The sequence below is a fragment of the Paracoccus sp. J39 genome (assembly GCF_000518925.1).
Taxonomy (GTDB): domain Bacteria; phylum Pseudomonadota; class Alphaproteobacteria; order Rhodobacterales; family Rhodobacteraceae; genus Paracoccus.
Genome location: NZ_JAEN01000034.1, coordinates 1 through 21823 on the forward strand (window position 1 = coordinate 1; position 21823 = coordinate 21823).

Sequence of the window (21823 nt, forward strand, 5' to 3'; positions counted from 1 at the left end):
CGTTACTCACCCGTCCGCCGCTAACCCCGAAGGGTTCGCTCGACTTGCATGTGTTAGGCCTGCCGCCAGCGTTCGTTCTGAGCCAGGATCAAACTCTCAAGTTGAAAGCCACCGAAGCAGCTATCCTTGACAGAAGAACCTTGCACATCTGTCACCCGCGACTAGCGGGTGATCATCTCTGCTTGTCGTTCCACAAAACGTGAACCGTCAAACAGTGAAGCTGACACCTGGATCATCGGGTTCCCCCTACCAGGCCGATATGCAAACTCCCTCGCCGAAAAACGACCAGACCGCCCGCATATCCCTTCAGATATACCATAATGTCAAAAAGCAGAGGAAACGAACTACCCGAACCGCACCAAATTCATGGCGAAGTCCAAGCCATCCATTCCCAAGATTTCCGGTCCTTGCCGCGCCCAGCGCCGCTAGATCCGTCCGCCGCAGCGCCTTGCTGCGTCGGTGAAGCGGTATCTAGGGGCTGCGGATGCGGCTTGCAAGCGGAAAAATGCGCCCTTCCGGAAGAAAAATGGCAAGCCAATGATTTCATGTCATTTTTCTGTCGCAGATTCGGGCAGATAATTCCCGCCCTGCCGGGCCTTCGGGCAGGCCGTGAAGCGGGAACGCATGCGGGCGGGCCGATTGCGCCGCCGAGTCGGACCGGGATGCACCGCCGGCCCCGCCACAGGATCGCTTCGGAAGCGGCCGGAAAAGAAAAACGCGGCCCCGAGGGACCGCGTCTGCATCGCCTGGAAGCGGGGATCAGCGCTTCGAGAACTGGAACGAGCGGCGCGCCTTCGCCTTGCCGTATTTCTTCCGTTCCACCACGCGCGAGTCGCGGGTCAGGAAGCCGGCCGCCTTCAGGGCGGCGCGCAGCGAAGGTTCGTGCAGCTGCAGCGCCTTCGAGATGCCGTGCTTGACCGCACCCGCCTGGCCCGACAGGCCGCCGCCGGCGACGGTGGCGTAGACGTCATACTGACCCGAGACGCCGGCAACCTCGAAGGGCTGGCGCAGGATCATCTGCAGCACCGGACGGGCGAAATATTCGGCCATGTCCTTGCCGTTGACGGTGACCTTGCCCGAACCCGGCTTGACCCAGACGCGGGCGACCGCGTCCTTGCGCTTGCCGGTGGCATAGGAACGGCCCAGCGAATCGCGCTGCGCCTCGCGAACCGGGGCAGCCGCCGGAGCAGCCGTCGCGACCGATTTCAGATCGTCGAGGGTTTTGATGTCTTCGGCCATGGCTTACGCGCTCCGGGTATTCTTGGCGTTCATGGACTTGACGTCCAGGACTTCGGGCTGCTGGGCCTCATGCGGGTGCTCGGCACCGGCATAGACGCGCAGGTTGGTCATCTGCTTCTTGCCCAGCTTGTTGCGCGAGATCATGCGCTCGACGGCCTTGATCACCACGCGCTCGGGATGGGCGCCTTCCAGGATCTGGCGCGCGGTGCGGTGCTTGATGCCGCCCGGATGGCCGGTATGCCAGTAGTATTTCTTGGCATCGCGCTTGTCGCCGGTCATCTGCACCTTGTCGGCATTGATGATGATGACGTTGTCGCCCATGTCCATGTGCGGGGTGAAGGTCGGCTTGTGCTTGCCACGCAGGCGCATCGCGACGATCGAGGCAAGGCGGCCCAGGACGACGCCCTCGGCGTCGATCAGGATCCACTTCTTCTCGATCTCCGCCGGTTTCGCGGTATAGGTTTTCATCTGTCGGTCCCTTTGGGGGCTGTAATTCGAGATGGCGGTATATCGGCGAAAGCCGCGCGCAGGTCAAGCGCATCACGCCCCTATTCCAGAAGCGATTTCATATACTTGCAAAATAGGTATTTAAACACCGCATCGCAAGCCCCGCCGGGGTCAGCGTTTCGGCGGAATCGAATAGGTCATCGAGCAGCGCGCCACCGGCTCCTCGGCGCCCGCGGAACGGATCAGCACCTCGCCCACGGCCAGCGCCCGCCCCAGCTTCAGGATGCGGCAATCGGCCAGAAGGTCGCGCCCCGCCGCTGGCTTGCGCATGAAGTCGATCGAGGCGTTGGTGGTCACCGCCAGCGCCACCTCGCCGATCCGGGCCAGGATGGCCAGGTAGATCGTCACGTCGGCCAGCGCGAACATGGCCGGGCCGCTGACCGTGCCGCCCGGGCGCAGGTGCTGATCGTCCACCGCCAGCCGCGCGGTCAGCCGCGCCTCGTCCAGGGATTCGACCCGGACCTGCCCGGCCACCTGCGGGAACGCCCTGCCCAGGAATTCGTTCAGCGCCTCGCGCCCCATCACCAACGCCATGCTTCCCCCCTGCCGGAACGGCGGCTAGACTGCCCGGCAAAGCCCGGAAAAGACAAGCCTCGCCGTGGCGTCAGGAGGAATCGCATGAAGGACGGCAACCCCGAACCGCTGGTGCTGCGTCAGGACGACGGTCCTGTCGCGCGCGTGATCCTGAACAGCCCGATGAATTACAACGCGCTCTCCACCGCGATGATCGATGCGCTGTCGGATGTGCTGGATGAGATCGCGGCGAATGACGGCATCCGCGTGGTGGTTCTGGCCGCGCGCGGCAAGGCCTTCTGCGCCGGGCACGACCTGCGCGAGATGCAGGGCGCGCGCAATGACGAGGACGACGGCCGCGCCGCCTATGGGCGGCTGTTCTCGCGCTGCGCCGAGATGATGCAGAAGCTGCCCGCCCTGCCCCAGCCGGTCATCGCCGAGGTGCAGGGCATCGCCACCGCCGCGGGCTGCCAGCTGGTCGCCAGCTGCGACATGGCCGTGGCGGCCGAGGACGCGCGATTCGGCGTGAACGGGGTCAATATCGGGCTGTTCTGCTCGACGCCGATGGTGGCGCTCTCGCGCGCCATCCCGCCGCGCGCCGCCTTCGAGCTGCTGGTGACGGGCGAGTTCATGGACGCGGCCCGGGCGCGCGAACTGGGCCTGATCAACCGCGTCGCCGCGTCCGAGGCGCTGGAGGCCGAGACGATGGCGCTGGCCCGGCTGATTGCCGGGAAACTGCCCGCCGCCGTGCGCATGGGCAAGCGCGCTTTCCATGTCCAGCGCAGCCTGGGTCTGGCCGAAGCCTATGAGGTCGCCGGCGCAGTGATCTGCGAGAACATGCTGCTGCCCGAGACCGCCGAGGGCATCCAGGCCTTCCTGGAGAAACGGCCGCCGAACTGGGACTAACCCAGTGCCGCCAGCCAGGGAAAGGTCTCCAGCAGCCAATAGGCGAAGGCCGGGAAGGCTCCGGTCAGCAACGCCACGCCGACCACGACCAGCAGCCCGCCCATGATGCGCTCGATCAGCTTCAGATGCGGCTTGATGCGGTTCATCAGGCCGATGGCCCGGTTGATGAAGATGGCCGACAGCAGGAAGGGGATGCCCAGCCCCAGCGCATAGACCGCCAGCAGCGCCGTGCCCTTGCCCATCGCGCCGCCAGTCGCGGCCAGCGACAGGATCATGCCGAGCTGCGGCCCGATGCAGGGCGTCCAGCCGAAGGCGAAGGCCAGGCCCAGGACATAGGCCCCCAGCGCGCTGCCGCCCCGCTCCTGCGTGTCGATGCGCGCCTCGGCATCCAGGAAGGGGATGCGGATGAGGTGCAGGAAATGCAGGCCCAGCAGGATCACCACCACCCCGGCGCCCCGCGCCAGCAGATCCTGCCACTGCAGGAACATCCGCCCGAAGGCCGAGGCCGCCATGCCCATCAGCAGAAAGACCGTGGACAGGCCCATGACGAAGAACAGCGCCGGCACCACGGCGCTGCGCTCGCCCGATTTCAGCCCGCCGACCCCGACCCCGGTCATATAGGCCAGATAGGGCGGCACGATCGGCAGCACGCAGGGCGACAGGAAGGACAGGATCCCGGCCAGCAGCGCGACCGTCGCGGCGGGCAGGAAGGCGGCATCTACTAGCTCGATTCCCAACATGGCCGGCACCTTGGCGCAAGGAAAGGGCGCGGGAAAGCCCCGCGCCCGTCACTCTTTCGTGGAAGGCTGCGACAGATCAGCCCAGGGACCACCAGCCGCGGCGCTTGGGACGCGGAGCCTCCTCGGTCATCACGGGCTCGGAAGCGGGTTGCGCTTCGGGCTCGGGCGCGATCTCGGCGGGCTCCTCGTCCGGTTCGGCTTCCACCGCAGCATCAGTGGCTTCGGCTTCGGCTTCGGCTTCGGCTTCGGCTTCGGCTTCGGGCATATCCGCGGCCGGCGCCTCATCCGCAACAGGCTCGGCGGCAGACTGCCCCGGCACGGCGGCTTCCGGTTCCGGCTCGGCCGGCCCGGTCTCGGCGGTCGCGGGCAGCTCTTCCGCCACGGGCTCGGCAGCGACCGGCTCGACCGGAGTCCCCTGCAGATCCACCACCTCTGCAGTCGCGACCGGCTCGGCCGCGGCGGCCTCCGCCTCGGCCGGCTCATCGGTCTTGCGGCGGCGCGAGCGGGTGCGTCGGCGCGGCTTCTCGGCCTCTTCCGCGACCGGCTCCGATGCGCTCTCGGCTTCAACCGGGGCCGCCGCCGTCACCTCGGCTTCCGCAGGCTGCTCGGTCTCCTCGGTTTCCGAAACCACCTCCTCGCCGTCCTCGGCGTGATGCGCCTCGCCCTCGCCGTTCTTGCCGCCCCGGCGACGACGGCGACGGCGGCGGCGCTTGCCGCCATTCTCGCCATCGCTGCCCTCGGCACGGCCGTCCTCGGCATGATCCTCCTCGGCGGTCTCCTCGACCTCTTCCTCCTCGGCCGGCTCCTGGTCATCGATCAGCGCCATCAGCCGGGCATCGACCGAGACCACCGGCGACACAATCTCGGGCACGTTGCGGGTGGCGGTCTTGAACTTCTCGATGGCGAAATCGGGCGAGATCAGCGCCGGATCGGCCTCGACCCGGACCGAGAGACCATAGCGCGCCTCGATCGTGGCGATATGCTCGCGCTTGGCGTTCATCAGGAAATTGGCGACCGCGACCGGCGCCTTGACCAGCACCTCGCGCGAACGCTTGCGGGTGCCCTCTTCCTCGATGGCGCGCAGGATGGTCAGCGCCAGGCTGTCGTCCGAACGGATCAGCCCGGTGCCATGGCAGTGCGGACAAGGTTGCGTGGTCGATTCCAGCATGCCCGGCCGCAGCCGCTGGCGCGACATCTCCAGAAGGCCGAAGCCCGAGATGCGCCCGACCTGGATGCGCGCCCGGTCGGTCTTGAGCCGCTCCTTGAAGCGCTTCTCGACCGCGGCGTTGTTCTTGCGCTCCTCCATGTCGATGAAGTCGATGACGATCAGGCCCGCAAGGTCGCGCAGCCGCAGCTGGCGCGCGATCTCTTCGGCGGCTTCCAGGTTCGTCTTCAGCGCGGTTTCCTCGATCGAGCCTTCCTTGGTGGCCCGGCCCGAGTTCACGTCGATGGCGACCAGCGCCTCGGTCACGCCGATGACGATGTAGCCGCCGGATTTCAGCTGCACGACCGGGTTGAACATGCCGCCCAGATAGCTTTCCACCTGATAGCGCGCGAACAGCGGCATCTGGTCGGTGTAATGCTTCACGTTCTTGGCATGGGACGGCATGATCATCTTCATGAAGTCCTTGGCCGTGCGATAGCCGCGCTCGCCCTCGACCAGCACCTCGTCGATCTCCTTGCTGTAGAGATCGCGGATCGTGCGCTTGATCAGGTCGCCTTCCTCATAGATCGGCGCCGGGGCGATGGACTTGAAGGTCAGTTCGCGGATCTGCTCCCACAGCCGCATCAGGTATTCGTAGTCGCGGCGGATCTCGGTCCGCGTCCGCTGGCTGCCGGCGGTGCGGATGATCAGGCCGGCGCCTTCCGGCACCTCCAGCTCGCTGGCGATCTCCTTCAGCTTCTTGCGGTCGGCGGCGTTGGTGATCTTGCGGGAAATCCCGCCGCCGCGCGCCGTGTTCGGCATCAGCACGCAATAGCGGCCGGCCAGAGACAGATAGGTGGTCAGCGCGGCGCCCTTGTTGCCGCGCTCCTCCTTGACGACCTGGACCAGCATGATCTGCCGGACCTTGATCACTTCCTGGATCTTGTAGCGGCGGGCGCGCGGCTTGCGGGGGGGCGAGATTTCCTCGGCCACGTCCTCTTCGGCGACGGATTCGATGCCGTCATCCTCGCCGCTTTCCTCGGCGCTGTCCGCAGCCGGTTCCGGCTCCGGCGTCGCGGCAGGCTCGGCGGCAAGGCCCTCGACCGGGGCAGCATCGCCCTCGGAGGGGTCCACCACGGCCATGCCGGCGATCTCGTCCGAAGCCAGCACGGCATCACCGCTTTCGGCGGCAGCGGCCTTGGCCGGCTTGCGGCGACGGGGGCTGCGCTTTTTCTCACCCTCGTCGGCCTCGGCGGCGGCAGCCTGGCGCTCTTCCTCGATCAGCGCCTTACGGTCGGCGGCGGGGATCTGGTAATAATCGGGATGGATCTCGGCAAAGGCCAGAAAACCGTGGCGGTTGCCGCCGTAATCCACAAAGGCGGCCTGCAGCGAGGGTTCGACCCGCGTCACCTTGGCCAGATAGATGTTGCCAGCAAGCTGCCGCTTGTTGACCGTCTCGAAATCAAATTCCTCGACTTTGGTTCCATCGACCACGACAACCCGAGTTTCCTCGGAATGCGTGGCGTCGATCAGCATTTTCTTTGACATGTTTCCGTCTTTCGGGCAGCCGCATCGGCCCGCACACTGGCGGGGGCAAGGTCCGGCTGCCGCATGAGAGGACAGCGAAGGCCGCGCCGCCAGCAGCAATCGCGGCGGTCAGGGTCTTGCCCTGCCGCCGTGCCCGATCAAGCTGCGTTGCGCGATCCATCGCGTCTGTTTACCTTTCTTGGCCCATCCCGCTTGCGCGGTCCGGGCTGCGATCACGGATGCCCAGAGGCCCCTTGGGGCGTGGGCAGGATTTTCCGCGCGTGGCACCACCGGCACTTTTCGGGTGTCGCGGCTGGCTGGCGCGCTGCGAAACTGGCGAGGTCGAGCAACCATAAGTTGTGGCGCCCACCCTACTCGGGCAAGATAGCGGGGAAGGGCCCGCCGTTACAATGGGTTTTTCAGCCAAGGCCAGGATTCGCCGATCCGGCGGACCTGCCGCCCTCCGCCCGCTCAGAGGTAATCGCCCCGGCTCAGCCCGTATTTCGCCATCTTTTCGTTCAGCGTCCGGCGCGGCAGGCAAAGCTCGTCCATGACGGCGGCGATGCTGCCCTTGTGGCGGCGCATCGTGTTGTCGATCAACATCTTCTCGAAGCTTTCGACATATTCCTTGAGCGGCTTGCCCTCGGTCGTCGTCGCCTCCTGCGTATCCTCGCCGTCCGCCATCAGCAGCGAGGCGATCGAGCCCGAGCCGCGGCGGTTCTGCAGGACCGCGCGCTCGGCCACGTTGATCAGCTGGCGCACATTGCCCGGCCAGGGCGCCTGCAGCAGCTGCGCCGCCTCCTGCGCCGTCACCTGCGGCGGCTCGCAGCCGTATTCCTCGGCGAATTGCTCGGTCATGCGGGTGAAGAGCGTCAGGATGTCCTCGCCGCGCGAGCGCAGGGGCGGCAGGGTGATCTTCAGCGCGGTCAGGCGATAGAACAGGTCGGGCCGCAGCGAATCCTCGGCCCGGCGCCCCTCGCCGCGCGCGTTCGAGATGGCGATGATCCGCGTCTCGGCCGGGCTGCCCTGGTCGGCGATAAAGGCCAGCAGCCGCGCCTGCAGCGGGTCGGACAGCGCCTCGATATCCTCCAGGCACAAGGTGCCGCCGCGCGCCTCCTCGACGGCAGGCAGGCCGTTTTCGACCGGGCCGAACAGCTTCGCGGCCAGCACCTCGTCGTTATAGGCCGCGCAGGAGATCGGCACGAATTTCTTGCTGGCACGCGGCCCCACGGCATGCAGCGCATGCGCGACCAGCGTCTTGCCGGTGCCGGTCTCGCCGTCGATCAGCACATGGCCGTCGGCCTGGCCCAGGTCCAGGATATCCTCGCGCAGCCGGTCCATCACCGGGCTGGCGCCGATCAGCTTGGACATGACCTGCTGGCCTTCGGAAAGGTCGCGGCGCAGGGCGCGGTTGTCCAGCGTCATGCGCCGGGCCTGGCTGGCCTTCTTGACCAGCTCGGTCAGGCGCTCGGGGTTGAAGGGCTTTTCCATGAAGTCCATGGCACCGATCCGCATCGCCTCGACCGCCATCGGCACGTCGCCATGGCCGGTGATCATGATGACCGGCAGGCCCGAATCGATGCCCATCAGCCGCTTGAGGAAAGCCATCCCGTCCATGCCCGGCATGCGGATGTCGGAAATCACCACGCCGGGCCAGTCCGCGCCGATCACCTTCAGCGCCTCTTCGGCGGTGGCAAAGGTCTCGGCGTCAAAGCCGGAAAGCGCCAGCCACTGGCTGATCGATTCGCGCATGTCGGGTTCGTCATCGACGACGGCTATCTTCAAAGTGCGGCTCATGGGCCTTTACCTCTTTCCATCATTCCGCCGCCAGCCGCGTCCCGGCCTTGCGGCCAGGATCGTGCAGCGGCAGCTCAAGCTCGAATACGGCGCCCCTGCCCCCTTCGTCCGAGGCGTTATGCGCCGTCAGTCGCCCCCCGAAATCCGCGGCGATGCCCGACGAGATCGCCAGCCCGAGACCGGTCCCCTCCCCAGGCTTCTTCGTGGTGAAGAAGGGTTCAAACAGATTTTCCAGGTCCGATACACCCGGCCCGTTGTCGCGCACGGACAAGAATGCGTGAGAGCCCGAGCTCACGGTGATCTCGATGGCCGGGTCGCGGATGCCCTTGATCGCGTCGATGGCGTTGCGCAGCAGGTTGATGATGATCTGCTCCAGCCGGATGCGGTCGCAATAGACCATGACCGGATAGCGCGGGATATTGCGCTGCAAGCGGATGGTGCGGCTCCGCAGCTGCGGCTCCATCATCACCAGCGCGCTGGACAGCGCGGCACGCAGGTCCACCGGCTCGAAGGCCTCGCCGCCCTTGCGGGCATAGGATTTCAGCTGCCGGGTGATGGCGCCCATGCGCTCGACCAGGTCGTCGATGCGCTGGAAGCTGGACAGCGCCTCCTCGGCCCGGCCGCGCTGCAGCAGAAGCCGCGCCCCGGCCAGATAGGTCTTCATCGCCGCCAGCGGCTGGTTCAGCTCATGGCTGACGCCGGCCGACATCTCGCCCAGCGCGGCCAGCTTCGATGATTGCTGAACGGTCTGCTCGGCGACGCGCAGCTCTTTCTGCATGCGCTCGCGCTCGGCGATCTCGCGAGTCAGGCGCAGGTTCAGCGCCCGCAGATCGGCCGATTCCCGCATCCAGGCCGCCGATTCCACCCGCGCCCGGCGCGACAGCAGATAGAACACCGCCGCCAGCAGGATGGCGAAGCCCATGATGACCATGGCCAGAACCGCATTCACCCGCTCGCGCACCGATTCATAGGTGGTGAAGGCGATCATCTTCCAGCCGCGGAACGGGATGCGGGTCTCGGACTGCATCACGGCGCGGCCCTTGACATAGGCATCGGCCGGCGGCGCGGCCCAATCCGCCGTGACCTGGAAGGCCCGCGCGATGGCCGAGGGGGCCGAGCGCACCGCCAGCGCCTCGGGCAGGGTCAGGCCGCGCCAGCGCGGCTCGGTCGACAGGATGATCTGCCCGGCGCTGTCGGTGACCGCGATGGCGTCCGATATCCCGGCCCAGGACCGCACCAGCCGGGACAGATCGGCCCCGACCACCACCACGCCCAGCGTGCGCCCGTCCGACACGACGGTGCGGGAATAGGTGAACTCATAGGCGCCCTGCGGCGAGGGCGAGACGGTGAAGACCGTATCCTTGGACCGCAACGCCTCGACGAAGAACGGCTCCTGCACGTAATTGGTGCCGATCAGGTGGCGGTTGGTCGATCCGACCACCCGACCCGAGGCGTCCAGCAGCTTGATCGAGGCCGCCGCAATCTCCTTCTGGGCCGAGATCAGCCGCGCCGAGGTGCCCGAGAAATCATTGCCCGACAGGGCCGAGATCAGCGCCGGGTCGCGCGCCAGCAGCAAGGGCACCACCGAGGTGCGCTGCAGTTCCGACAGCAGGTTGCCGGTATACAGCGCCGAGCGCAGCTCGGTGCGCACGCGCGTCGTCTCGGAAAACCGCGCGGTCAACCAGGCATTGGTGAACCAGACCGTGCCCGCAGCCACGATCAGCAGCACGGCGATCGCGCCGCGCAGGCCCCAGCGACTGGTCATAGCCGCCCTGCCATCCGGGAATCCGGTGGAATCGTCTTCCTCTCGCATGAGCCTCCGGCACCGCCCCCCATGGGGATCGATGCAGTCTAGTGCGCGAAGGGTCGCCGCTCAAGTCAGGCCGCGACAAGCTCCTGAACCAGCGAGGCGAACAGCCGCGCGCCATCGGTGCCACCATGCGCCGGATCGGCGGCACGTTCGGGATGCGGCATCATGCCCAGCACCCGGCGGTTTTCTGACAGCACCCCGGCGATATCCTCGACCGAGCCGTTGATCCCCGGCGCGTAGGTGAAGGCGATGCGGTCCTGATCCTTCAGCGCCGCCAGCCCTTCGGCATCGATCTGGTAATTGCCGTCGTGATGCGCGACCGGCACCCGGATCTCCTCGCCCGCCGCATAGGCCGCGGTGAAGGGGCTGGCCGAGGTCGCGACCTTCAGCACCACCTCGCGGCACAGGAAACGCAGGCCGGCATTGCGCATCAGGGCGCCGGGCAGCAGGTTCAGCTCGGTCAGCACCTGAAAGCCGTTGCAGATGCCCAGCACATAACCGCCGCGCGCCGCATGGGCCTTGATCGCGCCGGCGATGGGCGAATGCGCGGCGATGGCACCGCAACGCAGGTAATCGCCAAAGGAAAACCCGCCCGGCACCGCGACCAGATCCGTGTCGGCAGGCAGCGCCTCGTCCTTGTGCCAGACGCGCGCCACCGCGGCCCCCGCCTGCTCCAGCGCAATGGCCAGGTCGCGGTCGCAATTCGATCCGGGAAAGGTGATGACGGCAGCTTTCATGGCGGGCCTCCGGGATAAATGCCTCGCGCCTCCCATACTGCAAGCCGGCGCGACTGTTAAGCGGCTTTGCACGGCCGCCGGGCTACTTCGTTCCCAAAACACTCAAATCCCCGACACCCGCGCCCGCCTTTCACCGTTTCCCAAATACTCATGTGGCGGCGCCACAAGCGAAAAGGGCCGGGTCTGCCCCGGCCCTTCGCAATCCTGCGCGACGGATCAGCCCGCCAGCGCCTTGTTCAGGTATTCGTCGACCTTTTCCAGGTAGCCCATGGTGGTCAGCCATTTCTGGTCCGGCCCGACCAGCAGCGCCAGGTCCTTGGTCATGTAGCCGTCCTCGACCGCCTGCACGGTGACCTTCTCCAGCGTCTCGGCGAAATTCTTCAGCGCCGCGTTGTCGTCCAGCTTGGCGCGGTGCTTGAGACCGCCGGTCCAGGCGAAGATCGAGGCGATCGAGTTGGTCGAGGTCTGGTTGCCCTTCTGGTGCTCGCGATAGTGGCGCGTCACCGTGCCATGCGCGGCCTCGGACTCGACGATCTTCCCGTCCGGCGTCATCAGCACCGAGGTCATCAGGCCCAGCGAGCCGAAGCCCTGCGCGACGGTATCCGACTGCACGTCGCCGTCGTAGTTCTTGCAGGCCCAGACATAGCCGCCCGACCATTTCATCGCCGAGGCGACCATGTCGTCGATCAGGCGATGCTCGTAATGGATGCCCTTCTTCTTGAACTCGGCCTCGAACTCTTCCTCGTAGACCTTCTGGAACAGATCCTTGAAGCGGCCGTCATAGGCTTTCAGGATGGTGTTCTTGGTCGAGAGATAGACCGGATAGCCGCGGTTCAGCCCGTAGTTCATCGAGGCGCGGGCGAAGTCGATGATCGACTGGTCGAGGTTGTACATCGCCATGGCGACACCGGCGCCCGGGGCCTGATAGACCTCGTGCTCGATGGTCTCGCCATCCTCGCCGACGAACTTGATCGTCAGCCGGCCCTTGCCCGGGAAGCGGAAATCGGTGGCCTTGTACTGGTCGCCGAAGGCGTGGCGGCCGACGACGATGGGCTGGGTCCAGCCGGGGACCAGGCGCGGGACGTTCTTGCAGATGATCGGCTCGCGGAAGATCACGCCGCCCAGGATGTTGCGGATGGTGCCGTTGGGCGACTTCCACATCTTCTTCAGGCCGAATTCCTCGACGCGGGCCTCGTCGGGGGTGATGGTGGCGCATTTCACGCCAACGCCGTATTGCTTGATCGCCTCGGCCGCGTCCACGGTGATCTGGTCTTGAGTGCGATCACGCTCCTCGATGCCGAGGTCGTAATATTTCAGGTCGATGTCCAGATAGGGAAGGATCAGCTTCTGCTTGATGAAGTCCCAGATGATCCGGGTCATCTCGTCGCCGTCGAGCTCGACGACGGGGTTCTCTACCTTGATCTTCGACATGGGTGGTCCCTTCGATTAGGATTCGGCTCGGTGGCGCTATAGCGGCATTTAATGCGAAAGGAAAGCCCGGTATGCGATTGCATACCGATCAATGCGGCCGCTTCGGCAGAAAGGCGTAAAGCAGCAGGGCCACCAGCCCGCATGCGCTCGCCCGCAGCGCGAAGGAACTGGTGAAACCCTCGCCCACGCCAAGGAACGAACGGCCAACCGTCAGGCCGACCAGCAGCAGGAAAAGCCAGGGCTGTTCAGCTCGCCGGATGCCATGCGGAAAGGACAGCCGCAACGCCAGCAGGCAAAGCAGGACCAGGCCCAGCGCCTCGCCGATGCCGATCACCCGGGCTTCGAGGCGCGAAACGGCGCGGAAAGCCTCGAAGCCGCTGCCCGGCGCATAATCCCCGGCGATCAGCGCCGCCGCTAGCCGCAATCCGTGATCCAGCGCGCCCATCCCCAGCACGCATAGCGCAAGCGCGGCCAGCCGTCCGCCCATGTCAGCCCCGGAAATAGACCCGCGCGCTTTCGCTGAGCCAGGACCACAGCGTCGGCGCGCCGCGTTCGATACGAACCCCGACGCGCTCGACCAGCTGTTCGTAGGTCACGCGGTATTCGACCCAGGTGCCCCCGCCCGAGGCGATGTTCTGCATCACCGGCTGCGCCCGGTCGAGCGACTTGGCGAAGACCGCGTCGGGGGTCTCGTTCGCCTCGAACTCGGTCCAGAGCATGCGCAACTCCCGGCCCTGCGCCGCCGGCAGCAGGCCGAAGATCCGCCCGGCGGCGGCCTGTTCGGCGGCCAGCTGCGCCGCGCCGTGATGCGCCGCGCCGCCCTGCGCGTGGATCGGCACGTCGCCGGTATCGATCTCGACCAGATCGTGGATCAGCAGCATGCGGATCACCCGGCCGATCTCGACGCCCTCGCCGGCATGGGACGCCATGACCAGCGCGTAAAGCGCGAGGTGCCAGCTGTGCTCGGCGCTGTTCTCGCGCCGCGAACGGTCGCAGAGCAGGCTGGCGCGCAGCACCGATTTCAGCCGGTCCGCCTCGGCCAGGAAGGCCAGGCGCTGCGCCAGTTCCCCCTGCGGCGCGCGGCCATCCAGCAGGGCCTGCGCGGCCTGCATCGCCTCGGGCCATTCCGACCACAGCCGCCGGGCGCGGCCCGATGTCATGTTGTCGCGGACGATGGCGACGTGATCGGCCAGCGGCTCGGGCGCGCAAAGCACCTGGAACAGCGGCTGTATGTGGTCCATGCGCTTGGCCATGCGGGCATCCGGGCTCTCGCCGGCCTCGAACTCCCGCCACAAGGCCAGCAGCGCCTCGCCGCCGGGCAGCATGCCGAACAGCCGGCGCGCGGCGGCTTCCTCGGCCGCCTGCACGGCGGCCGCGTCATGGGCCAGATGAATCGGATGGTCGCCGCAATCGATCTCGACCAGGTCGTGCAGCAGCAGCATGGCGATGGCGCGGTCCGAGGCGCCGAAGACCAGCGCGTAAAGCGCGACGTGCCAGCTGTGCTCGGCGCTGTTTTCCGGCCGCGACAAGTCCATCAGCACATTCGCCCGCTCGACGGATTTCAGCCGGTCGGCCTCGGTCAGGAAAGCGAATTGCAGGGTCAGGTCGGTCATGTCGAATGTTCGGGGCCGGCATTGCCGGCCCCGTTTCCTAGCGCGTGTTCTCGGTCAGGCGGCGGCGCACATAGGCCTGCACCGTGTCGATCATCGGCTTCATATGCACCTCGTCGTCGCGGAAGAAGTGGTCCGCGCCCTCGATCTCCTCATGGGTGATGGTGATGCCCTTCTGCTCGCGCAGCTTGGCGACCAGCGCATGGGTGTCCTTGGGCGGCGCCACCCGGTCGGCGGTGCCGTTGATGATCAGCCCCGAGGACGGGCAAGGCGCAAGGAACGAGAAATCATACATGTTCGCCGGCGGCGCGACCGAGATGAAGCCGGTGATCTCGGGCCGCCGCATCAGGAGCTGCATGCCGATCCAGGCGCCGAAGCTGAAGCCCGCCACCCAGCAATGCTTGGAGTTCGGGTTCATCGCCTGCAGGTAGTCCAGCGCCGAGGCGGCGTCCGACAGCTCGCCGATGCCCTGGTCGAATTCGCCCTGGCTGCGGCCGACGCCGCGGAAGTTGAACCGCATGACGGTGAAGCCCATGCGGTGGAAGGCGTAGTGCAAATTGTAAACGACCCGGTTGTTCATCGTGCCGCCATATTGCGGATGCGGGTGCAGGATGATGGCGATGGGGGCGTCGGGCGCGGCTTGCGCGTGATAGCGCCCTTCGAGACGACCTTCGGGACCGGGGAAAATCAGTTCGGGCATGGGCTTCCTTTGAAACTCGGGTTCCTTGACCCAGTGGCGTCGCGGCTCTAGATCGTCAATCTGGGAAGCGCGCCCGACATAGGCAAGACGCATTCAAGGACGGCGCCGGGGGAATTAGCCCCTGGCTCGCGCGTCGTCAATGGTTTGCGGCGGGAGGAGAGGCAAGATGAAACTGTCCACCAAGGGACGTTACGCGATGGTCGCCCTGGTCGATCTGGCCATCGCCAAGGGCGACGAGCTGACCTCGCTGGCCGAGATCTCCAAGCGGCAGGACATCTCGCTGCCCTATCTGGAGCAGCTTTTCGTGCGGCTGCGCCGCGCCGGGCTGGTCGATTCCGTACGGGGACCGGGCGGCGGCTACCGGCTGGCCAAGGCGCCCGAGACGATCCGCGTGGCCGATGTGCTGGAAGCGGTGGACGAAACCGTCAGCGCGCTGCATGTCGGCGCCGGCGCCTCGGGCGGGGTCTCGGGCTCGCGCGCGCAGACGCTGTCGAACCGGCTGTGGGAGAGCCTCTCGGCGCATGTCTACGTGTTCCTGCACAATCATACGCTGGCGGACGTGGCAAGGAACCAGCTGCTGCCCTGCCCCGCCCTGCCCAAGATCCTCTCGATCGTGGACGACTAGGCCATGCGGGTCCTGGTCGCCGGTCTGGGCAATATGGGGCGCAGCCATGCTCTGGCCTGGCTGAAGCAGCCGGGGGCCGAGGTCATCGGTCTGGTTAACCGCTCGCCGGTCGATCTGCCCCCCGAGCTTTCGGCGATTCCGCAAAGCCAGGATTTCCACGAGGCGCTGCAGCGCCTTCGCCCCGACGTTGCGGTGATCGCCACCTATTCCGACAGCCATGCCGAATATGCCATCGCCGCGCTGCGCGCCGGCGCGCATGTCTTCGTCGAAAAGCCGCTGGCCACCACGGTCGAGGACGCCCGCCGCGTGGTCGAATGCGCCGGTGAGACCGGCCGCAAGCTGGTCGTCGGCTACATCCTGCGCCACCATCCCAGCTGGCAGCGCCTGATCGCCGAGGCGCGCGCGCTGGGCGGGCCCTATGTGTTCCGGTTGAACCTGAACCAGCAAAGCTCGGGCCCGACCTGGCAGGTGCACAAGGCGCTGATGCACACCACGCCGCCCATCGTCGATTGCGGCGTGCATTACGTCGATGTCATGTGCCAGATCACCGACGCGCCCCCGGTCGAGGTGCGCGGCATGGGCCTGCGCCTTTCGGACGAGATCGCGGCCGAGATGTATAACTACGGCCATTTCCAGGTGATCTTCCAGGACGGCTCGCTGGGCTGGTACGAGGCCGGCTGGGGGCCGATGATGTCCGACACCGCCTTCTTCGTGAAGGACGTGGTCAGCCCCCGCGGCGCCGTCAGCATCCGCATGCCCGAGGACGCGCGCTCGGACGATATCGACACCCATACCCGGACTGCCACCCTGCGGCTGCATCGCGTCGGAGAGCCGGATCAGGATCTCTCGATGCGGGACGAACCCGGCCATCAGGAGCTTTGCGACGCCGAGGCCGCCTTCATGGCGCGCGCCATCGCCGGGGACATGGATCTGGACCGCCACATGCGCGACGCGGTTTCCTCGCTGGCCGTCTGCCTGGCCGCCGACGAATCCGTCCGCACCGGCCAGCCGGTGCGATTGCGCATCTGACCCCCGGAACGCGGCCGCCGTCACGCCCCTGTCACGCTTCCTTGCGAAATGCGGGACATGGCCCTAAATGAGCCCTTCGTTTCCCGCTTTCACGGTCGCAAGACCAAAGGACCCGCGCCATGTCCGACCTGCAGACGCCCTATTACCTGATCGATCTCGCCAAGCTGCGGGTGAACATGGAGCGAATCCGCTATCTGCGCGAACGCTCGGGGGCGAAATGCCTGCTGGCGCTGAAATGCTTCGCCACCTGGTCGGCCTTCGACTTCATGCGCGACTTCATGGACGGCACCACCTCGTCCTCGTTGTTCGAGCTGCGGCTGGGGCATGAGGAATTCGGCAAGGAGACCCATGCCTATTCCGTCGCCTGGGCCGATCACGAGATCGACGAGGCGCTGGGTTATGCCGACAAGATCATCTTCAACAGCCTGGGCCAGCTTGACCGCTATGGCGCGCGGGCCAAGGCGCGTGGCATCGCCATGGGGCTGCGGCTGAACCCGCGCTTCTCGACCAGCGGGTTCGACCTGGCCGACCCGGCCCGGCCCTTCTCGCGCCTGGGCGAATGGGATCTGAACCGGCTTGAGGCGGCGCTTGACCGCATCTCGGGCGTGATGATCCATTACAATTGCGAAAATGCCGATTTCGAGCTGTTCGACGCGCAGCTCGACCGGATCGAGGCGGAGTTCGGCGGCTTCCTGGAAAAGCTCGACTGGGTCTCGCTGGGCGGCGGCATCCACTTCACCGGCGAGGGCTATCCGCTGGACAAGCTCGCCGACCGGCTCAGGGCGTTCTCGGAAAAGTTCGGCGTGCAGGTTTTCCTGGAACCGGGCGAGGCCAGCATCACCCGCTCGACCTCGCTGGAGGTGACGGTGCTGGACACCATCCACCACGGCAAGGACGTGGCCATCGTGGACAGCAGCATCGAGGCGCATATGCTCGACCTGCTGATCTATCGCGAGACGGCGAAGCTGCCGCAGGAGGGCGAGCATCCCTGGCAGATCGCCGGCAAGACCTGCCTGGCCGGCGACATCTTCGGCGAGGGCCGCTTCCCTGCCCCGCTGAAGGTCGGCGACCGGATCAGCATCGCCGATGCCGGCGGCTACACCATGGTCAAGAAAAACTGGTTCAACGGCGTTCCCATGCCCGCTATCGCCATCAAGGCCGAGGACGGAACGATCCGCGAGGTTCGCCGGTTCACCTACGACGACTACAAAGCCAGCCTGTCCTGACCAGGCGCAAGCCATCCCCTTTCCTTAGCCCCCGAAAAGGAGACTGAATTGGCCAAGAACGTGCTCATCATCGGCGCCGGCGGCGTCGCCCAGGTGGTCGCGCATAAGGTGGCGCAGAATGCCAAGGAATTCGGAACGCTGCATATCGCCAGCCGAACCGTGTCCAAGGCCGAGAAGATCATCGCGAGCATTCGTGAGAAAGGCCATTCGGTCGCATTCGCCGCCCATCCGCTGGACGCGATGGACAGCAAGGCGGTGGCCGAACTGATCCGCCAGATCGACGCCGGCATCGTGATCAACGTCGGCTCGGCCTTCATCAACATGACCGTCCTGCAAGGCTGCATCGAGACCGGCGCGGCCTATATCGACACGGCCATCCACGAGGACCCCGCCAAGGTCTGCGAGACACCGCCCTGGTATGCGAACTACGAATGGAAGCGCCGCGAGGATTGCGAGAAGGCCGGCGTCACCGCCATCCTGGGCGCGGGCTTCGATCCGGGCGTGGTCAACGCCTATGCCCGGCTGGCCGAGGACGAATATTTCGACAAGATCGACTCGATCGACATCGTGGACATCAATGCCGGCTCCCACGGCCGCTATTTCGCCACCAATTTCGACCCCGAGATCAATTTCCGCGAATTCACCGGCACGGTCTATTCCTGGCAGGGCGGCGAATGGCGCACCAACAAGATGTTCGAGGTGGGCCGCGAATGGGACCTGCCCGTCGTCGGCAAGCGCACCGCCTATCTGTCCGGCCATGACGAGGTGCACAGCCTCTCGGCCCGCTACAAGGACGCCGACGTGCGCTTCTGGATGGGCTTCGGCGAGCATTACATCAATGTCTTCACCGTGCTGAAGAACCTCGGCCTGCTTTCCGAGCAGCCGGTCAGGACCGCCGAGGGGCTGGAGGTCGTGCCGCTGAAGGTGGTCAAGGCGGTGCTGCCCGACCCGGCCAGCCTGGCGCCCGATTACGAGGGCAAGACCTGCATCGGCGATCTGGTCAAGGGCACGCTGGACGGCAAGCCGGGCGAGGTCTTCATCTACAACGTCGCCGACCACAAGGACGCCTATAACGAGGTCGGCAGCCAGGGCATCAGCTACACGGCAGGCGTGCCGCCGGTCGCGGCGGCGATCCTGGTCGCGCGCGGCACCTGGGACGTCAAGAAGATGGCCAATGTCGAGGATCTGCCCGCCCGGCCCTTCCTTGAACTGCTGGGCGAACTGGGCCTGCCCACCCGCGTCATCGACGCCTCGGGCGATCATCCGCTGTAAGCGGCCCGCCCGCTTGCCGAAAACGCCCGCGGCGGGGAACCCGGCCGCGGGCTTCGCGTTTCCCCCGCGCGGAACGGGGGAGGGTCGGATGCCGCCAGATCAGCAACGCAGCAGCCACATGTTTCCCTTTTCCCCGCCCTCGGACAAGGGCGTGGCCAAGGTCGCCAACTGGGCGGTGATCGGCATCTTCGTCATCCTGCTGTTCAGCTTCTTCGCGCAGGCCCGCAGCTTCCTGATGCCGGTGACGCTGGCGATCCTGCTGTTCTTCGTCTTCATCCCGTTCCGCCGGCTGATGGAGCGGCTGGGCATCGGCGCCGTGGTCACCGCCGCCATCGTCTCGTTGGGACTGGTGGTGGCCGTGGTGCTGATCGGCTTCATCATCTCGGGGCCCGCTAACCGGCTGATCGAGAACGCGCCGCAGATATCCGAGCGGCTGGAGCAGCGGTTCACCGAATTGCGCAGCAATTTCCGCGGCATCGAGCGCGCGGCCGAGAAGATCGACGAGATCGCCGGCGGTGGTGCGTCCGCACCCGAACCCGCCCCCGCCTCCGGCGAGACGCCGCCCGATGCGACGCTGACCGGCACCCTGAGCACGGTGCCCGCCCCCGGCGCCCCGCAGACGCCCGACCAGCAGATCCAGGTCGAGGTGAATGCCACGCCGCCATCCTCGACCCTGGCCAGCGTGCTGGACCTCGGCCCCGCCTTCGTCGGCCAGATCATCTTCACGCTGTTCTTGCTGTTCTTCCTGATCTCCTCGGGCGACCTGCTTTACCTGAAGATCGTGCAGAGCTTTGATTCCATGCGCGAAAAGCGCGCCGCCTACCTGGCGCTGCGCGAGATCGAGGACAGCCTGGGCACCTATCTGGGGGCGATCACCCTGATCAATGCCTGCCTGGGACTGGCCATCGGGCTGGCCATGTGGGCCTGGGGCATGCCCAGCCCGGTGCTGTTCGGGCTGGCGGCATTCCTGCTGAATTTCATCCCCTATCTGGGTTCGGTCACCGGCATCATCATCGCCACCCTGGTCGGCCTGTTCGTCTTTGACGGCCTGTTCGCGCCCCTGATGGTGGGGCTGACCTATCTGGCGATCACCGCGCTGGAGGGGCAGTTGATCACCCCCTATTTCGTCTCGCGCCGGTTGCAGCTCAATACGGTGGTGGTGTTCCTGACCGTGGCGCTCTGGGCCTGGCTCTGGTCGGTGCTGGGCATGATCGTGGCCGTGCCGCTGCTGGTGGTGATGCGGGTGCTGGCCGACCACATTCCCGGCCTGCAGAAATTCGGCAATTTCCTGGCCGGCGAGGACCCGCCCGCGCTGGAGGACGAGGACGAGGAAGAGGCGCGCGAACTGGTCGAGGCCGGCGACGAGGCGGAGGATGCCGCCGCGGCTTCGGCGGCGACCATGGTGCTGGCCACCAAGGATTGATCGCGACGGCTCTGGATAATTGGCGAAAACATGGCATGATCGCGACGCCATTCATGGACGAATCGCGACATGCCCGAACACGACCCCTCCGCCGATCCGAACCAGCCGCGACTGCGCATCGGCTTCCTGCTGACCCCGCGCTTCACGCTGTCGGCCTTTGCCACCTTCGTGGACGTGTTGCGGCTGGCGGCCGATGACGGCGACGGCTCGCGCCCGATCCGCTGCCGCTGGCGGGTGCTTTCGTCGGACATGACCTCGGTGCAATCGTCCTGCGGCATGCGCATCGAGCCCGAGGAACGGCTGGGCGACCCTGCCCGCTTCGATTACATCATCACCGTGGGCGGGCTGATCGACGGCGGGCCCGGCCTCTCTCCGGACCAGGCCGCCTTCCTGCGACGGGCCGCGGCAGCGCGGGTGTCGCTGGGCGGGCTCTGCACCGGCGTCTTTGCCATGGCCCGAATCGGGCTGATGGACGGCTATCGCTGTTGCGTCAGTTGGTTCCATCATCAGGATTTCCTGGCGGAATTCGAAAAGATGCGCCCGGTCTCGGACCAGATCTTCGTGGTGGACCGCGACCGGATCTCTTGTTCGGGCGGGGTCAGCGCCGCGCATCTGGCGGCCTTCCTCGTCGATCGCCACCTGGGACGGGCGGCGGCGCGCAAGGCCCTGTCGATCCTGATGATCGACGAGCCGATGGCCGGAGACCGTCCTCAGCCTGGTCTTCCGCTTGAGCTGCATGCGCGGGACCCTCTGGTGCGGCGGGCGCTTCTGGCGATGCAGCAGAACCTGCACGCGCCGCTGCCGATCGCGCGCATTGCCCGCGACCTCGGTGTGGGGCGGCGCAAGCTTGAGCGGCATTTCAACGCCGACCTGGGCATCCCGCCGGCCGATGCCTCGATCCGCATCCGGCTGGCGCAGGCGCGCATGCTGCTGGCGCGCACCGACCGCACCGTGACCCGCATCGCCGAGGAGACCGGCTTCTGCGACGCCTCGCACCTGATCCGCGTCTTCCGCGAGACCGAGGGCAGCACGCCCGACCTCTGGCGCCAGAGCCGCGGCCTGCCGGCCGGGGAGGCGCCCTAGCCGCCCGTTGCACGGCCCTTTGCGGCAACGCTGGCGCCTCTGCCGGATAATGGCCGGGCCATTCGGATGAGGAGAGGGACAGATGCCGAACAAAGCCACAGTCAGGGGGGTGCTGGTGGACGCGACGCTCGCCCCGGTCGCCGCGGGCAAGATCGTCGCCACGCTGCAGGGCTCGGACATTTTCGACGGCGGGGTGCGGGTGGTGACGCAGAAGGTCGAGGCGACCACGAATGCGCGGGGCGAATGGGCGCTGGCGCTGATCGTGAACGGCGAGGGCGAGACGGCGGGCACGAGCTGGACCATCGAGGGCTACAACCAGTATGTGGCCAAGGTCTTCGAGGCGAAGGCGCTGTTTCTGGCCTCCGGCCTGGAGATCACCCTGGGCGACCTGGAAAAGACCAGCGCNCAGAACCTGAAGGCGGCGCGCGAGGCCGGCCTCGCCCGGCTGATCCTCGCCGCCGATTACGACAGCTATCAGGCCATGCCGGAAAACCAGAGGCGCCA

General features: G+C 66.6%; 20 protein-coding genes and 1 rRNA gene. 8 read left to right on the forward strand and 13 right to left on the reverse strand.

Annotated features, from left to right (window positions below):
• The 4 genes from L632_RS0120360 to L632_RS0120375 form a co-directional block, all read right to left on the reverse strand.
• Positions 1 to 104 (reverse strand): 16S ribosomal RNA (locus L632_RS0120360); the annotation flags it as partial.
• A 655-nt stretch (positions 105 to 759) separates the two neighbouring features.
• Positions 760 to 1239 (reverse strand): 30S ribosomal protein S9, encoded by a 480-nt coding sequence (rpsI, locus tag L632_RS0120365; protein ID WP_036699012.1) that lies wholly within the window; start codon positions 1237 to 1239, stop codon positions 760 to 762.
• Positions 1240 to 1242: 3 nt separating this feature from the next.
• Positions 1243 to 1707, reverse strand: a complete 465-nt coding sequence (gene rplM, locus L632_RS0120370; protein WP_028714494.1) for a 50S ribosomal protein L13 — start codon at positions 1705 to 1707, stop codon at positions 1243 to 1245.
• A 150-nt stretch (positions 1708 to 1857) separates the two neighbouring features.
• Positions 1858 to 2280 carry a PaaI family thioesterase gene (locus L632_RS0120375; protein ID WP_028717483.1) on the reverse strand — a complete coding sequence of 141 codons (423 nt, stop codon included), beginning with the start codon at positions 2278 to 2280 and terminating at the stop codon, positions 1858 to 1860.
• A gap of 84 nt (positions 2281 to 2364) precedes the next feature.
• On the opposite strand from L632_RS0120375, the gene L632_RS0120380 reads away from it, so the two are divergent.
• On the forward strand, positions 2365 to 3165 hold the full coding sequence (locus L632_RS0120380) for an enoyl-CoA hydratase (protein WP_028717484.1): 801 nt from the start codon (positions 2365 to 2367) through the stop codon (positions 3163 to 3165).
• Here L632_RS0120380 and L632_RS0120385 read toward each other — a convergent pair.
• From L632_RS0120385 to L632_RS0120425, 9 genes are all read right to left on the reverse strand, one after another.
• Complete coding sequence (locus L632_RS0120385; RefSeq protein WP_028717485.1) at positions 3162 to 3905, reverse strand: cytochrome c biogenesis CcdA family protein; 744 nt, start codon at positions 3903 to 3905, stop codon at positions 3162 to 3164. The genes L632_RS0120380 and L632_RS0120385 overlap by 4 nt on opposite strands.
• A 76-nt stretch (positions 3906 to 3981) precedes the next feature.
• Positions 3982 to 6597: a ribonuclease E/G gene (locus L632_RS0120390; RefSeq protein ID WP_028717486.1), complete on the reverse strand. Its 2616-nt coding sequence runs from the start codon at positions 6595 to 6597 to the stop codon at positions 3982 to 3984.
• 450 nt (positions 6598 to 7047) lie between these two features.
• On the reverse strand, positions 7048 to 8373 hold the full coding sequence (locus L632_RS0120395) for a sigma-54 dependent transcriptional regulator (RefSeq protein WP_028717487.1): 1326 nt from the start codon (positions 8371 to 8373) through the stop codon (positions 7048 to 7050).
• 19 nt (positions 8374 to 8392) lie between these two features.
• Complete coding sequence (locus tag L632_RS0120400) at positions 8393 to 10186, reverse strand: ATP-binding protein (protein WP_028714500.1); 1794 nt, start codon at positions 10184 to 10186, stop codon at positions 8393 to 8395.
• Positions 10187 to 10251: 65 nt separating this feature from the next.
• Positions 10252 to 10920 (reverse strand): phosphoribosylformylglycinamidine synthase subunit PurQ, encoded by a 669-nt coding sequence (gene purQ / locus L632_RS0120405; RefSeq protein WP_028717488.1) that lies wholly within the window; start codon positions 10918 to 10920, stop codon positions 10252 to 10254.
• A 216-nt stretch (positions 10921 to 11136) separates the two neighbouring features.
• The gene (locus tag L632_RS0120410; protein WP_028714502.1) at positions 11137 to 12351 is read right to left on the reverse strand and encodes an NADP-dependent isocitrate dehydrogenase; all 1215 of its coding nucleotides are present in this window, start codon (positions 12349 to 12351) and stop codon (positions 11137 to 11139) included.
• An 88-nt stretch (positions 12352 to 12439) separates the two neighbouring features.
• Entirely contained in the window at positions 12440 to 12838 is a 399-nt protein-coding gene (locus tag L632_RS0120415) for a hypothetical protein (RefSeq protein WP_028714503.1), read from the reverse strand.
• Between the two features lies 1 nt (position 12839).
• Positions 12840 to 13964, reverse strand: coding sequence for an HD domain-containing protein (locus L632_RS0120420; protein WP_028717489.1), 1125 nt, complete (start codon positions 13962 to 13964; stop codon positions 12840 to 12842).
• A gap of 37 nt (positions 13965 to 14001) precedes the next feature.
• Entirely contained in the window at positions 14002 to 14661 is a 660-nt protein-coding gene (locus L632_RS0120425) for an alpha/beta hydrolase (protein WP_011749233.1), read from the reverse strand.
• Positions 14662 to 14827: 166 nt separating this feature from the next.
• Between L632_RS0120425 and L632_RS0120430 the strand changes: the two genes are divergently transcribed.
• From L632_RS0120430 to L632_RS0120460, 7 genes are all read left to right on the forward strand, one after another.
• Positions 14828 to 15286: an Rrf2 family transcriptional regulator gene (locus L632_RS0120430; protein ID WP_024845794.1), complete on the forward strand. Its 459-nt coding sequence runs from the start codon at positions 14828 to 14830 to the stop codon at positions 15284 to 15286.
• Between the two features lie 3 nt (positions 15287 to 15289).
• Positions 15290 to 16315, forward strand: a complete 1026-nt coding sequence (locus L632_RS0120435) for a Gfo/Idh/MocA family protein (protein ID WP_028714505.1) — start codon at positions 15290 to 15292, stop codon at positions 16313 to 16315.
• A gap of 119 nt (positions 16316 to 16434) precedes the next feature.
• Positions 16435 to 17541 (forward strand): carboxynorspermidine decarboxylase, encoded by a 1107-nt coding sequence (locus L632_RS0120440; RefSeq protein ID WP_028714506.1) that lies wholly within the window; start codon positions 16435 to 16437, stop codon positions 17539 to 17541.
• 48 nt (positions 17542 to 17589) lie between these two features.
• Positions 17590 to 18813 carry a saccharopine dehydrogenase family protein gene (locus L632_RS0120445; RefSeq protein WP_028714507.1) on the forward strand — a complete coding sequence of 408 codons (1224 nt, stop codon included), beginning with the start codon at positions 17590 to 17592 and terminating at the stop codon, positions 18811 to 18813.
• 118 nt (positions 18814 to 18931) lie between these two features.
• Positions 18932 to 20236 carry an AI-2E family transporter gene (locus L632_RS0120450; protein ID WP_232221012.1) on the forward strand — a complete coding sequence of 435 codons (1305 nt, stop codon included), beginning with the start codon at positions 18932 to 18934 and terminating at the stop codon, positions 20234 to 20236.
• Positions 20237 to 20305: 69 nt separating this feature from the next.
• A complete protein-coding gene (locus tag L632_RS0120455; protein ID WP_028714509.1) occupies positions 20306 to 21319 on the forward strand; it encodes a GlxA family transcriptional regulator in 1014 nt (337 codons plus the stop codon).
• Between the two features lie 82 nt (positions 21320 to 21401).
• Positions 21402 to 21823: hypothetical protein (locus L632_RS0120460; RefSeq protein WP_028714510.1), on the forward strand; the 422-nt coding region annotated here is incomplete at its 3' end.

Excerpts from the sequence above, each read along its gene's own strand:
- rpsI (WP_036699012.1), bottom strand. The coding sequence starts at position 1,239 with ATGGCCGAAGACATCAAAACCCTCGACGATCTGAAATCGGTCGCGACG.
- rplM (WP_028714494.1), bottom strand. The coding sequence starts at position 1,707 with ATGAAAACCTATACCGCGAAACCGGCGGAGATCGAGAAGAAGTGGATC.
- L632_RS0120375 (WP_028717483.1), bottom strand. The coding sequence starts at position 2,280 with ATGGCGTTGGTGATGGGGCGCGAGGCGCTGAACGAATTCCTGGGCAGG.
- L632_RS0120380 (WP_028717484.1), top strand. The coding sequence starts at position 2,365 with ATGAAGGACGGCAACCCCGAACCGCTGGTGCTGCGTCAGGACGACGGT.
- L632_RS0120385 (WP_028717485.1), bottom strand. The coding sequence starts at position 3,905 with ATGTTGGGAATCGAGCTAGTAGATGCCGCCTTCCTGCCCGCCGCGACG.
- L632_RS0120390 (WP_028717486.1), bottom strand. The coding sequence starts at position 6,597 with ATGTCAAAGAAAATGCTGATCGACGCCACGCATTCCGAGGAAACTCGG.
- L632_RS0120395 (WP_028717487.1), bottom strand. The coding sequence starts at position 8,373 with ATGAGCCGCACTTTGAAGATAGCCGTCGTCGATGACGAACCCGACATG.
- L632_RS0120400 (WP_028714500.1), bottom strand. The coding sequence starts at position 10,186 with ATGCGAGAGGAAGACGATTCCACCGGATTCCCGGATGGCAGGGCGGCT.
- purQ (WP_028717488.1), bottom strand. The coding sequence starts at position 10,920 with ATGAAAGCTGCCGTCATCACCTTTCCCGGATCGAATTGCGACCGCGAC.
- L632_RS0120410 (WP_028714502.1), bottom strand. The coding sequence starts at position 12,351 with ATGTCGAAGATCAAGGTAGAGAACCCCGTCGTCGAGCTCGACGGCGAC.
- L632_RS0120415 (WP_028714503.1), bottom strand. The coding sequence starts at position 12,838 with ATGGGCGGACGGCTGGCCGCGCTTGCGCTATGCGTGCTGGGGATGGGC.
- L632_RS0120420 (WP_028717489.1), bottom strand. The coding sequence starts at position 13,964 with ATGACCGACCTGACCCTGCAATTCGCTTTCCTGACCGAGGCCGACCGG.
- L632_RS0120425 (WP_011749233.1), bottom strand. The coding sequence starts at position 14,661 with ATGCCCGAACTGATTTTCCCCGGTCCCGAAGGTCGTCTCGAAGGGCGC.
- L632_RS0120430 (WP_024845794.1), top strand. The coding sequence starts at position 14,828 with ATGAAACTGTCCACCAAGGGACGTTACGCGATGGTCGCCCTGGTCGAT.
- L632_RS0120435 (WP_028714505.1), top strand. The coding sequence starts at position 15,290 with ATGCGGGTCCTGGTCGCCGGTCTGGGCAATATGGGGCGCAGCCATGCT.
- L632_RS0120440 (WP_028714506.1), top strand. The coding sequence starts at position 16,435 with ATGTCCGACCTGCAGACGCCCTATTACCTGATCGATCTCGCCAAGCTG.
- L632_RS0120450 (WP_232221012.1), top strand. The coding sequence starts at position 18,932 with ATGTTTCCCTTTTCCCCGCCCTCGGACAAGGGCGTGGCCAAGGTCGCC.
- L632_RS0120455 (WP_028714509.1), top strand. The coding sequence starts at position 20,306 with ATGCCCGAACACGACCCCTCCGCCGATCCGAACCAGCCGCGACTGCGC.